This is a genomic window from Thiomonas intermedia (genome assembly GCF_002028405.1).
Classification (GTDB): Bacteria; Pseudomonadota; Gammaproteobacteria; order Burkholderiales; family Burkholderiaceae_C; genus Thiomonas; species Thiomonas intermedia.
On record NZ_CP020046.1, the window covers coordinates 1,820,252 to 1,831,665 of the forward strand.

The 11,414-nt window shown below is 69.5% G+C and carries 9 protein-coding genes; 5 read left to right on the top strand and 4 right to left on the bottom strand.

Going from position 1 to position 11,414, the window contains the following annotated elements; translation table 11 throughout:
* The first annotated feature begins 38 nt into the window (after positions 1-38).
* The 5 genes from BVH73_RS08465 (at position 39) to BVH73_RS08485 (ending at position 6,319) form a co-directional block, all read left to right on the top strand.
* Entirely contained in the window at positions 39-563 is a 525-nt protein-coding gene (locus BVH73_RS08465) for a formate dehydrogenase subunit gamma (RefSeq protein ID WP_079417812.1), read from the top strand.
* Entirely contained in the window at positions 560-2,125 is a 1,566-nt protein-coding gene (locus BVH73_RS08470; protein WP_079417814.1) for a formate dehydrogenase beta subunit, read from the top strand. Before BVH73_RS08465 ends, BVH73_RS08470 begins: the two co-directional genes overlap by 4 nt.
* 9 nt (positions 2,126-2,134) lie before the next feature.
* Positions 2,135-5,002, top strand: a complete 2,868-nt coding sequence (gene fdhF / locus BVH73_RS08475; RefSeq protein ID WP_079417816.1) for a formate dehydrogenase subunit alpha — start codon at positions 2,135-2,137, stop codon at positions 5,000-5,002.
* A gap of 181 nt (positions 5,003-5,183) precedes the next feature.
* Positions 5,184-6,038: a formate dehydrogenase accessory sulfurtransferase FdhD gene (gene fdhD, locus BVH73_RS08480; RefSeq protein WP_079417818.1), complete on the top strand. Its 855-nt coding sequence runs from the start codon at positions 5,184-5,186 to the stop codon at positions 6,036-6,038.
* A 53-nt stretch (positions 6,039-6,091) separates the two neighbouring features.
* Entirely contained in the window at positions 6,092-6,319 is a 228-nt protein-coding gene (locus tag BVH73_RS08485) for a formate dehydrogenase subunit delta (RefSeq protein WP_079417820.1), read from the top strand.
* A 31-nt stretch (positions 6,320-6,350) separates the two neighbouring features.
* Here the strand turns inward: BVH73_RS08485 and pgi are convergent, their stop codons facing one another.
* From pgi to zwf, 4 genes are read right to left on the bottom strand one after another with little or no spacing between them, the layout of a single operon-like run.
* Entirely contained in the window at positions 6,351-8,030 is a 1,680-nt protein-coding gene (gene pgi, locus BVH73_RS08490) for a glucose-6-phosphate isomerase (protein ID WP_079417822.1), read from the bottom strand.
* 22 nt (positions 8,031-8,052) lie between these two features.
* Positions 8,053-8,901, bottom strand: coding sequence for an SIS domain-containing protein (locus BVH73_RS08495; protein WP_342746326.1), 849 nt, complete (start codon positions 8,899-8,901; stop codon positions 8,053-8,055).
* Positions 8,888-9,892: a glucokinase gene (locus tag BVH73_RS08500; protein ID WP_079417824.1), complete on the bottom strand. Its 1,005-nt coding sequence runs from the start codon at positions 9,890-9,892 to the stop codon at positions 8,888-8,890. Before BVH73_RS08500 ends, BVH73_RS08495 begins: the two co-directional genes overlap by 14 nt.
* A gap of 3 nt (positions 9,893-9,895) precedes the next feature.
* Positions 9,896-11,356 carry a glucose-6-phosphate dehydrogenase gene (gene zwf / locus BVH73_RS08505; protein WP_079417826.1) on the bottom strand — a complete coding sequence of 487 codons (1,461 nt, stop codon included), beginning with the start codon at positions 11,354-11,356 and terminating at the stop codon, positions 9,896-9,898.
* Between the last annotated feature and the right edge of the window lie 58 nt (positions 11,357-11,414).

Here is an 11,414-nt window from a genome sequence, read left to right on the forward strand (position 1 = left end):
GATTCATCGCCTTGCCTAGACTAAGACTAGGAGACACCATGGAGCCATCCCTCCCTGAAACCAGGGAACACGATCCACTGACCAGCATCCTGCCGCCCGAGCAGATGGCCGCCGTGGCCGCCGCGCTTGATGCCTTTGCCGCCGAGCCCGGCGCCCTGCTGGAGGTGCTGCATGCGGTGCAGCAGCGTCTGGGTCATGTGCCGCCAGCGGCGGTGGCCGTCGTGGCGCGGGCGCTGAATCTGAGCCGTGCCGAAGTGCACGGCGTGCTCACGTTCTATCCCGACTTCCGGCAGACGCCGCCTGGGCGGCATGTGGTGCGGCTGTGCCGCGCCGAGGCCTGCCAGGCGGTGGGGGCGCGGGCGCTCGAAGCTCATGCCAGGCGGGCGTTGGGGGTGGATTTCCACGGCACCACGACCGATGGCTCGGTGACGCTCGAAGCCGCTTACTGCCTGGGTAACTGTGCCTGCGGGCCGTCGCTGCTCATCGACGAGACGCTGCATGCGCGCGTCAGTCCTTCGCGGTTCGACGCGCTGATGCGGCAGGCCCGGGGAGGCGAAGCATGAGTCGCGCGCCCCGCACGTTCTATCTGCCGGCCGAGGCCACGGCACGGGCGCTCGGCGCCGACGCGGTGGCGCAGGCGCTGCTGGCCGAGTCGGCGCGGCGCGGCGAGCCGGTCGAGCTAGTGCGCACCGGTTCGCGCGGTCTGTTCTGGCTCGAGCCGCTGCTCGAAGTGCAGACTCCGGCCGGGCGCATGGCCTATGGCCCGGTGCAGGCCGCGGATGTGCCTGCCCTTTTCGATGCCGGACTCGGACAGGGCGCCGGCACCGAGCACGCGCTGGCGTTGGGGCCCGTGGCGGAGTTGCCGGCCCTGCGGCACCAGCAGCGCCTCACCTTTGCCCGCTGCGGCGAGATCGATCCGCTGGACCTGCGGGCCTATGCCGCCACGGGCGGTTGGCGCGGGCTGGACGCCGCCCTGGGGCTGGCGCCCGAGGCGATGGTCGAGGCGGTCACCGCCTCGGGGCTGCGGGGCCGCGGAGGGGCGGCCTTTCCCGCGGGCATCAAGTGGCGCACCTGCCTGCAGACGGCGGCGCCGCAGAAGTATGTGGTCTGCAACGCCGACGAGGGCGACTCGGGCACGTTCGCCGACCGCCTGCTGATCGAGGGCGATCCGTTCGCGCTGATCGAAGGCATGATCATCGCCGGTCTGGCGGTGGGCGCGACGCAGGGCTACGTCTATCTGCGCAGCGAGTATCCGCAGGCGCACCGCACTTTCGCGCAGGCCTTGCGCGCGGCGCATGAGGCGGGGGTGCTCGGGGACAGCGTTCGCGGCAGCGGCAAGGCGTTCGACATCACGCTGCGCCGGGGCGCGGGCTCCTACATCTGCGGCGAGGAGACCTCGCTGCTCGACAGCCTCGAAGGCAAGCGCGGGCAGGTGCGGTTCAAGCCCCCGCTGCCGGCCATTTCTGGGCTGTTCGGCGCGCCGACCGTCATCAACAATGTGCTGACTCTTGCGGCCGTGCCCCACATCCTGGCCGACGGCGCGACGCATTACGCCGGCTTCGGCATGGGCCGTTCGCGCGGCACCATCGCCCTGCAGTTGGCAGGCAACGTGAAACGGGGCGGTTTGTACGAAGTGGCATTCGGCGTGTCGCTGCGCGAGGTCATCGAGGACTGGGGCGGCGGCACCGCCAGCGGCCGCCCGGTGCGCGCCGTGCAGGTGGGCGGGCCGCTCGGCGCCTATCTGCGGGCCGACCAGCTCGATGTGCCGGTGGACTACGAGGCCCTGGCCGCGATGCAGGCCATGCTGGGGCATGGCGGCATCGTGGTGTTCGACGACACGGTGGACATGGGCGAGCAGGCCCGCTTCGCCATGGCGTTCTGCGCGCACGAATCGTGCGGCAAGTGCACGCCCTGCCGCATCGGCTCGACGCGCGGCGTGGAAGTCATCGACCGCATCCGCGCCGGCGATCAGCCGCAGCACAACATCGCCTTGCTGCGCGATCTCTGCGACACCATGGTCGAAGGCTCGCTGTGCGCGCTGGGGGGCATGGCGCCCTTTCCCGTGCGCAGCGCCCTCGACTTGTTTCCCGAAGACTTTGCCGCCGCGCCCCGGCGTGCGGCGTGAGGAGATCGCATGGACTCGATGGCATTTGTAGACCGCGGCACCCCGGCGAGCACCGCCGAGGCCCTGGTGGACCTGGAAATCGACGGACTGCCCGTGCGCGTTCCCGCGGGCACCTCGGTGCTTCGCGCCGCGCATGAGGCGGGCATCGCCATCCCCAAGCTCTGCGCCACCGAATCGCTCCAGGCCTTCGGCTCGTGCCGTCTGTGCCTCGTGGAGATCGACGGCCGCAAAGGGTTGCCCGCCTCGTGCACCACGCCGGTTGAGGCGGGCATGAAGGTGCACACCCAGTCCGGCCGCCTGGCCGCGCGGCGGCGCGGGGTGATGGAGCTTTACATCTCCGATCACCCGCTCGACTGTCTCACCTGCAGCGCCAACGGCCATTGCGAATTGCAGGACATGGCGGGTGCCGTGGGCCTGCGCGAGGTGCGCTACGGCCAGCACGGCGCCAATCATTTCGATGCCGCCAGCGCCGCGCCGGTCGACATCTCCAACCCCTATTTCAACTACGACGCGTCCAAGTGCATCGTCTGCTCGCGCTGCGTGCGGGCCTGCGACGAGGTGCAGGGCACTTTCGCCCTCACCATCGAGGGCAACGGCTTCGCCTCGCGCGTGGCGGCGGGCCAGGGCGAGTCGTTCATGGCGTCCGACTGCGTGTCCTGCGGTGCCTGCGTGCAGGCCTGTCCCACGGCCACGCTCACCGAGAAGTCCCTGGTCGAACACGGCCAGGCCGACCGCAGCGTGGTGACCACCTGCGCCTACTGCGGTGTGGGCTGTTCGTTCCGCGCCGAGATGCAGGGCAGCCGCGTGGTGCGCATGGTGCCCCATGCCGACGGCCATGCCAATCACGGCCACTCCTGCGTGAAGGGCCGCTTCGCCTGGGGCTATGCCACCCACCCCGACCGCATCACCACGCCGATGATCCGCAAGAGCATTGCCGATCCGTGGCAGCCGGTGAGCTGGGAGGAAGCCATCGCTCACGCGGCCAGCGAATTCCGCCGCATCCAGTCCCAGCACGGCCGCAAGGCCATCGGCGGCATCACCTCCTCGCGCTGCACCAACGAAGAGACCTATCTGGTGCAGAAGCTGGTGCGCGCGGCCTTCGGCAACAACAACACCGACACCTGCGCGCGGGTCTGCCATTCGCCCACTGGCTACGGCCTGAAGCAGACCCTGGGCGAGTCGGCCGGCACGCAGGACTTCGACTCCGTGCGCGAAGCCGACGTCATCCTGGTCATCGGCGCCAACCCCACCGACGCCCACCCGGTGTTCGCCTCGGCGATGAAGCGGCGGCTGCGCGAGGGCGCCAAGCTCATCGTCATCGACCCGCGCCGCATCGATCTGGTCGACTCTCCCCATGTGCGCGCCGCCTTCCATCTGAAGCTGCGTCCGGGCACCAACGTGGCGGTGCTCAATGCGCTGGCGCACGTGATCGTCACCGAGGGCCTGGTGAACGAGGCCTTCGTGCGCGAGCGCTGCGAGGCCGAGGCCTTCGAGCGGTGGCGCGCGTTCGTGGCGCGGCCCGAGCAGTCGCCCGAGGCCCTGCAGGACGAGACCGGCGTGCCCGCCGCCTTGCTGCGCGGCGCGGCGCGGCTCTACGCCACCGGCGGCAACGCCGCCATCTACTACGGCCTGGGCGTGACCGAACATGCCCAGGGTTCGACCGCGGTGATGGGCATTGCCAACCTGGCCATGGCCACCGGCAACATCGGCCGCGAAGGCGTGGGCGTGAACCCGCTGCGGGGGCAGAACAACGTGCAGGGCTCGTGCGACATGGGTTCCTTCCCGCACGAGCTGCCCGGCTATCGTCATGTGTCGGACGCGACCACGCGCGGCCTGTTCGAGCAGAGCTGGGGCGTGACCCTCGACGACGAACCGGGCCTGCGCATTCCCAATATGTTCGAGGCGGCGCTCGACGGCGCCTTCCGCGGCCTGTATGTGCAGGGCGAAGACATCGTGCAGTCCGACCCCAACACCCAGCACGTCGAAGCCGCGCTGAGGGCGATGGAGTGCGTGGTGGTGCAGGACCTGTTTCTCAACGAAACCGCCAAATACGCTCATGTGTTCCTGCCGGGCGCCTCGTTCCTGGAGAAGGACGGCACCTTCACCAACGCCGAGCGCCGCATCTCGCGCGTGCGCAAGGTCATGCCGCCGCTGGCGGGCAAGGAAGACTGGCAGGTCACCGTCGATCTGGCGCGGGCGCTGGGCTACGCGATGGATTACACCCATCCGTCGCAGATCATGGCCGAGATCGCGCGCCTCACGCCCACCTTCTCGGGCGTGAGCTACGCCAAGCTCAATGTGCTCGGCAGCGTGCAATGGCCCTGCAATGCCGAGCATCCCGAGGGCACGCCGGTGATGCATGCCGACACCTTCGTGCGCGGCAAGGGCCGCTTCATGCTCACCGGCTATGTGCCCACGAGCGAACGCGCCAACGCGCGGTTTCCGCTGCTGCTCACCACCGGCCGCATCCTCAGCCAGTACAACGTCGGCGCGCAGACCCGCCGCACCGCCAACAGCCAGTGGCACGACGAAGACCGCGTCGAGATCCATCCGCACGATGCCCAGGAGCGCGGCATTGCCGAGGGCGACTGGGTGGGCATCGCCAGCCGCTCCGGCGAGACCGTGCTGCGCGCCCGCATCACCGAGCGGGTGCAGCCCGGCGTCATCTACACCACGTTCCACTTCCCCGAGTCTGGGGCGAACGTGATCACCACCGACAACTCCGACTGGGCGACCAATTGTCCCGAATACAAGGTGACCGCGGTGGAGATCGTGCGGGTGGAGCAGCCGTCGAGCTGGCAGCAGCGTCATGTGCAGTTCAGCCGCCGTCAGGTGGCGCTGCTTCCGCACAAGGCCGAGGTCGGCACCCGGGGTTGAGAGCCTGTGAACATTTCAGCCATGCCCGCCTTGCACGCCAAAACGCGCCTGCTCTACGTTGCAAATGCTCGCCATAGCTCGGGCTATGGCTGTGCTTTGCGCCTCGATCGGGTGCGTTTTGACGCGCCTTTCGGCCGTGGCCGAAAAATTCACAAGCTCTGAACGCGCAGGCGCACCCGCCATGAATCCCAACGATCTCGCCGTGCCGAGGGTGGCCGCGACCACCGTGGCGACCTGCGCCGTGCAGCGCCTGGCGCCGGGCGAGCCACCCGTGGCCGGACAGGACGTGGTGGTGCAGGAGGTGCCGGTGGCGCTGGTATTTAACGGCGTGTCGCACGCGGTGATGATGGCCACGCCGGCCGACCTCGACGATCTGGCCCATGGCTTTGCGCTGACCGAGGGCATCGTCCAGGCGCCGGGCGAGGTCTATGGCTGCGAGGTGATCGAGCAGCCGCAGGGCATGGCCGTGGAGGTGGAGATCGCCGCGCAACGCTTCGCCGGGCTCAAGGAACGGCGGCGCACCCTGGCGGGCCGCACCGGCTGCGGCTTGTGCGGGGTGGACAGCCTGGCGGCTGTGGCGCGCGACCTGCCCGCGTTGCCGCGGCGCGATCCGCTCGCCGCCTCGGCCGTGGCCAGGGCCTTGCACAGTCTGCCCGCGCATCAACCCCTGTTCGCCGCCACCGGCGCGGCGCATGCGGCGGCGTGGTGCAGCCGCGAGGGCGAGGTGCGGGCGGTACGCGAAGATGTCGGGCGGCACAACGCGCTCGACAAGCTGATCGGCCACCTCATGCGCACCGGCGCGTCGGCGGACGACGGCTTTCTCGTCGTCACCAGCCGGGCCAGCTACGAGATGGTGCAGAAGGCCGCGCTGTTCGGCGCCGGATGGCTGGTGGCGGTTTCTGCACCGACGGCGCATGCCGTGACCCTGGCGACCGCCTGCGGCATGACCCTGGCCGGTTTCGCCCGCGAGGGCCGCCTGACGCTGTATGCCAACCCGCACGGGGTGCGCGACATCCCATCATCTGACAAGGCATGACCAAACCCGCGTCCTGGCCACGCCCGATTCATTCACCTCTTCCGAGCCCTGCCATGCACATCGACTATCTGGTCAAGATGGCCAACGACATCGGCCAATTCTTCGCCGTCTATCCCGACACGCCGGAGACCGAGCAGGAGATCGCGGCGCACCTGCAACGGTTCTGGACTCCGGACATGCGCGCCACGTTGCGAGACCATGTGGCGCAGGGCGGCGCGGGGCTGCAGCCCCTGGTGGCGCGGGCCGTGCTGCGGCTGCAACAACCGGCCGCCACGGCGTAGGACGACCCCAGCCCCGCCGTGCGATGACGGCCTAAAGCGCGGTCTTGCCGCGCCCCTTCGTCGTCTTTTCCTGATTCATGCGCCGGTAAAGCGCGATCAGCCGGGCGGTCGAGCTGTCGTGCGCCGCAGTCTCGGCGCTGCCTTCGAGTTCGCCGACGATGGTGTGGGCGAGCTGCTTGCCCAGCTCCACGCCCCATTGGTCGAAAGAGTTGATCTGCCAGATGGCGCCCTGAACGAAGATCTTGTGTTCGTAGAGCGCGATGAGCGCGCCCAGGCAGCGCGGATCGAGCCGCTGCAGCAGCAGGGTGTTGGTCGGACGGTTGCCGTCGAACACCTTGAAGGGCGCGAGCGCCTGCACGGCGGGCTCGTCCAGCCCCGCGGCGCGCAGTTCGGCGCGGGCCTCGTCGAGCGTCTTGCCGCGCAGAAAGGCCTCGGCCTGCGCGAACATATTGCCGAGCAGGATTTCGTGGTGCCCCGGCAGCGAGCCGCGCCCGTCGAGCGAGGCGATGAGGTCGATGGGCGCGATGTGCGTGCCCTGGTGCAACAGCTGAAAGAAGGCGTGCTGGCCGTTGATGCCGGTGCCGCCCCAGATGATGGGGGCGGTCTCGTAGTCCACCAGGCGGCCGTCGCGCGTGCGCTGCTTGCCGTTGGACTCCATGTCGAGCTGCTGGATGAAGGCGGGAAAGCGGTGCAGATACTGGTCGTAGGGCGCGATGACATGGCTGCCGCCGCCGAAGAAGTTGATGTACCAGATGCCCACGAGCGCGAGCAGCACCGGCATGTTGGCTTCCAGCGGCGCGGTGCGAAAGTGCGTGTCCATGCTGTGCGCGCCGGCGAGCAGGGCGCGGAAATTCTCTTCGCCCAGGCAGAGCATGATGGGCAGGCCGATGGCCGACCACAGGCTGTAGCGGCCGCCCACCCAGTCCCAGAACTCGAACATGTGCGCCGGGTCGATGCCGAAATCGGCCACGGCCTTTGGGTTGGTCGAGACGGCGACGAAGTGCCGCGCCACCGCGCCGGCATCGCCCGCGCGGCTCAGGAACCATTCGCGCGCGGTGTGGGCGTTGGTCAGGGTTTCGCTGGTGGTGAAGGTCTTGGACTCGATGATGAACAGCGTGGTCTCGGCGTGCACGCGCTTGAGCGTCTCTTTCAGCAGCGAGCTGTCGACGTTGGAGACGAAGTGCATGGTCAGGCGCGGGTGGGCGTAGGCCTTGAGCGCCTCGCACACCATCAGCGGGCCGAGATCGGAGCCGCCGATGCCGATGCTCACGATGTCGGTGATGGGCTGATGCGTGTAACCCAGCCAGTCGCCCGAGCGCACCGCGTGGGCGAAGCGCGCCATGCGGTCGAGCACTCGGGTGACCTTGGGCATGACATCTTCGCCGCCGACGCGGATGGGCGCGTCGGGCGGGCTGCGCAGGGCCACGTGCAGCACGGCGCGGTGCTCGGTGGTGTTGATCGGCTCGCCGCGGAACATGGCGGCGATGCGCTCGGGCGCCTCGGCCTCGCGGGCGAGCTGCAACAGCAGGGTGAGGGTCTGGTCGGTGATGCGGTTTTTCGAATAGTCGAGGATGAGGCCGTCCTGCTCCAGCCAGTAGCGCTCGGCGCGCTGCGGGTCGGTGTCGAACAGCTCGCGCATCGACCAGTCACGCGCGCGGGAGAAATGCTGCCACAGCGCGCGCCAGGCAGGGAGTTGCGTCAGGATGGGCATGGCGTGATGACCGGGTGCGGGTTCAGGGGTCGACGCGGCGCCGGTGGTTTTTCAGGCTGCGCTTGGCTTTTTCGAGCTGGGCGGCCAGCTCGGGGCCACGGCGCAGGGCCACGCCCACGGCCAGCACGTCGATGAGGGTGAGGTGCAGCAGCCGGGTCAGCATGGGGCTGTAGAGCTCGGCGTCCTCCTGTGCGTCGGCCAGCAGGGCCACATGGGCCATGCGTGCCAGCGGCGAGCCGGTGGAGGTGATGGCCACCACCTTGCAGCCGTTGCGCAGGGCGATGTCCACGGCGTCGAGCAGTTCGTTGGTCCGCCCGGAATTGGAGATCGCCACCAGCACGTCGCGCGGCCCCAGCAGCGTGGCGGCCATGGCCTGGATGTGCGGATCGGCATAGGCGATGGCCGGGGTGCCGAGGCGGAAGAACTTGTGCTGCGCATCCGCGGCGATGATGCCGGAGTTGCCCAGGCCGTAGAACTCCATGCGGCTGGCCTGGGCAAGCAGGCCGATGGCCTGGTCGAGCGCCGCCGGGCTGATGGCGTTGCGACACCGCAGCAAGGCCGAGATGGCGTTGTCGAACACCTTGGCGGCAAGCTCGGCCGGCGGGTCTTGCGGGCCGACGCTGGCGTGCACATAGGGCACGCCGCCCACCAGGCTGCCCGCGAGCTTGAGCTTGAGGTCCTGCAGGCCGGTGCAACCCACCGAGCGGGCGAAGCGGATGACCGTGGGCTGGCTCACGCCCACCGACTGGGCGATGTCGGCCACCGCGGCCTGGATGAAGTCGTTGGGCCGGTCGAGCAGCGCCTGTGCCACGCGCCGCTCGGCGGCCGAGAGCTGCGGCGCCTGGGCGCGGATGCGTTCAAGCATGTCCATGGCGTGGCGAGGCCTGCAAGGCCTGGCCCAGCGCGGCGGCCGCGCCGAGCAGCGCGGGCCACGGGCTGTGAATGACCCAGACGGGAATGTCGCGCAGATAGGGCGAGGTGCGCCCCTTGTCCTCGAAACGCTGGCGGAAGGGCGAGCGCACGAAGAACTCGCCCAGCTTCGGCACGATGCCGCCGCCGATATACACCCCGCCCCGCGCGCCCAGGGTGATGGCCAGATCGGCCGCCACCGTGCCCAGCAGGGTGCAGAACAGCGTCACCGTGTCGTGACAGAGCGCGTCGCCGCCGTCCAGCGCCAGGCGGGTGATGTCGGCGGCGCTGCGTTCGGGCGTCGTCGTGTGGCCGGCGATCTGTCCGAGCGCGTGATGCAGGAAGGCCATGCCGGCGCCGTTCAGCAGACGCTCGGCCGAGACATGGCCGAAACGCGCGTGCGCCAGCCGCCAGACCTCGACCTCGCGCTCGTCATACGGCGCGAAGCTCACATGGCCGCCCTCGCCCGCCAGCGGCATCCAGCCGCCCCCGGCCGTGGGAATCAGGCCCGAAACGCCCAGGCCCGTGCCCGCCCCCAGCAGCCCGAGCGGCGCCCCGGCCACGGCGCTGCCGCCACCCACTTGAACCAGCTCGTTCGCGGGCAGCTCGGGCAGCGCGCGCGCGAGCACGGCGAAGTCGTTGAGCACCAGAAAGGTTTCCAGGCCGAGTTCGGCGCGGGTTTGCGCGATGGAAAAGGCCCAGTGATGGTTGGTCATGCGGATGTGGTCGCCGTACACCGGGTTGGCGATGCCGATGGCCACATGCCGCACCCCGTCCGCACCGACGGCGGCCAGATAGCTGCGCAGCGCGTCGGCGAAGGTGGCGTGGTCGGCGCAGGCCAGCACGCGGATGTCGCTCAGCCCTTGCGCGCCCAGCAGGGCGAAGCGGGCATTGGTGCCGCCTACGTCGCCCACGAGTCGGGTTGCGGGAGGCTGACGGTCAGCAGCGGGCATCGTTCACAGTTCCTCATGCCATGATGCGCCGTCGCGCGAGAGCAGGGCGCTGGAGGCGGCTGGTCCCCAGGTGCCTGCGGTGTAGGTTTTGGGCGCCTCGGCGTTGCGCGCCCAGCCCTCCAGGATAGGCTCCACCCAGCGCCAGGCGGCGGTGAGCTCGTCGCGGCGCATGAACAGCCCGAGCTGGCCGCGGATCACATCAAGCAGCAGCCGCTCGTAGGCATCGGCCCGGCGCTTTTGCGCCGTGGCCTCGAAGTCCAGATCGAGCTGCGTGGGATGCAGCCGCATGCCGTCGCCGGGCTCCTTGGCCAGAAAGTGCAGGCTGATGCTCTCCTCGGGCTGCAGCCGGATCACCAGCCGGTTGGCCCCCTGCAGCGCGGTCACGCCGCCGAACAGGTGCAGCGGCACGGCCCGAAAGCTGATGACGATCTCCGCCAGCCGCTCGGCCATGCGCTTGCCCGTGCGCAGGAAGAACGGCACCCCCGCCCAGCGCCAGTTCACCACCTCGGCCTTGAGCGCCACGAAGGTCTCGGTGCGGCTGGCCGCCTCGATGTCGGCTTCCTGCAGATAGCCCCCCACCGGCTGGCCGTCGATGGCGCCCGCGCGGTACTGCCCGCGCACGGTGCGCGCGGCCACATCGGCCTCGGCAAAGGGCTTGAGCGCCTGCAGCACCTTGAGCTTCTCGTCGCGGATGGCGTCGGCCTGCAGGCTGGCCGGGGGCTCCATGGCCACCATGCACAGCAGTTGCAGCAGGTGGTTCTGCACCATGTCGCGCAGCGCGCCGGTCTTGTCGTAGAACTCGCCGCGGCCGCCCACGCCCAGATCCTCGGCGATGGTGATCTGCACGTTGTCCACCCACTCGCGGCGCCACAGCGGCTCGAACAGCACGTTGCCAAAGCGCATGGCCATGAGGTTCTGCACCGATTCCTTGCCCAGGTAGTGGTCGATGCGGTAGAGCTGGTGCTCGGCGAAGGACGGGGCCACGGCGGCGTTGATGGCGTCGGAGGAGGCCAGGTCGTGGCCCAGGGGCTTCTCCAGCACGACGCGCACGCCGGGGTGGTTGAGCCCAACGCGGGCGAGCTCGGCGCAGATCTGGGCGAACAGGGCGGGGGCGGTGGCGAGGTAGCAGACGGTGACGCGCTCGCCGTCCGTGCCCAGCCGCGCGGCCAGGGCGTCAAAGTCTTCGGGGTGCGACGCATCAAGCTTGGCGTACTCGATGCGCTCGATAAAACCGCTCCACGCGGGGGCGTCGAAATCGGCCTGCACGTGCACCCTGGCCTCTTGGTCCATCTGGGCGAGGTAGGCGGCGCGGTCGGCGTCTCTTCGGCCGAGCGCCAGAATCCGCCCTTGGGGATGCAATTGCCCGGCGCGGTGGGCCTGGTAGAGCGCGGGCAGGAGCTTGCGCATCACCAGATCGCCAGTGCCGCCGAACAACACCATGTCGAAAACAGGGGTCGAAGTCATATCAGGGAGTCATCTGCGCACCCATGTGCGTCTCACCGGGATGGTATGTAGCTTAATT

Excerpts from the sequence above, each read along its gene's own strand:
- BVH73_RS08495 (WP_342746326.1), bottom strand. The coding sequence starts at position 8,901 with ATGGACATGCTTGAACGCATCCGCGCCCAGGCGCCGCAGCTCTCGGCC.
- fdhD (WP_079417818.1), top strand. The coding sequence starts at position 5,184 with ATGAATCCCAACGATCTCGCCGTGCCGAGGGTGGCCGCGACCACCGTG.
- BVH73_RS08465 (WP_079417812.1), top strand. The coding sequence starts at position 39 with ATGGAGCCATCCCTCCCTGAAACCAGGGAACACGATCCACTGACCAGC.
- fdhF (WP_079417816.1), top strand. The coding sequence starts at position 2,135 with ATGGACTCGATGGCATTTGTAGACCGCGGCACCCCGGCGAGCACCGCC.
- pgi (WP_079417822.1), bottom strand. The coding sequence starts at position 8,030 with ATGCCCATCCTGACGCAACTCCCTGCCTGGCGCGCGCTGTGGCAGCAT.
- BVH73_RS08485 (WP_079417820.1), top strand. The coding sequence starts at position 6,092 with ATGCACATCGACTATCTGGTCAAGATGGCCAACGACATCGGCCAATTC.
- BVH73_RS08470 (WP_079417814.1), top strand. The coding sequence starts at position 560 with ATGAGTCGCGCGCCCCGCACGTTCTATCTGCCGGCCGAGGCCACGGCA.
- BVH73_RS08500 (WP_079417824.1), bottom strand. The coding sequence starts at position 9,892 with ATGCCCGCTGCTGACCGTCAGCCTCCCGCAACCCGACTCGTGGGCGAC.
- zwf (WP_079417826.1), bottom strand. The coding sequence starts at position 11,356 with ATGACTTCGACCCCTGTTTTCGACATGGTGTTGTTCGGCGGCACTGGC.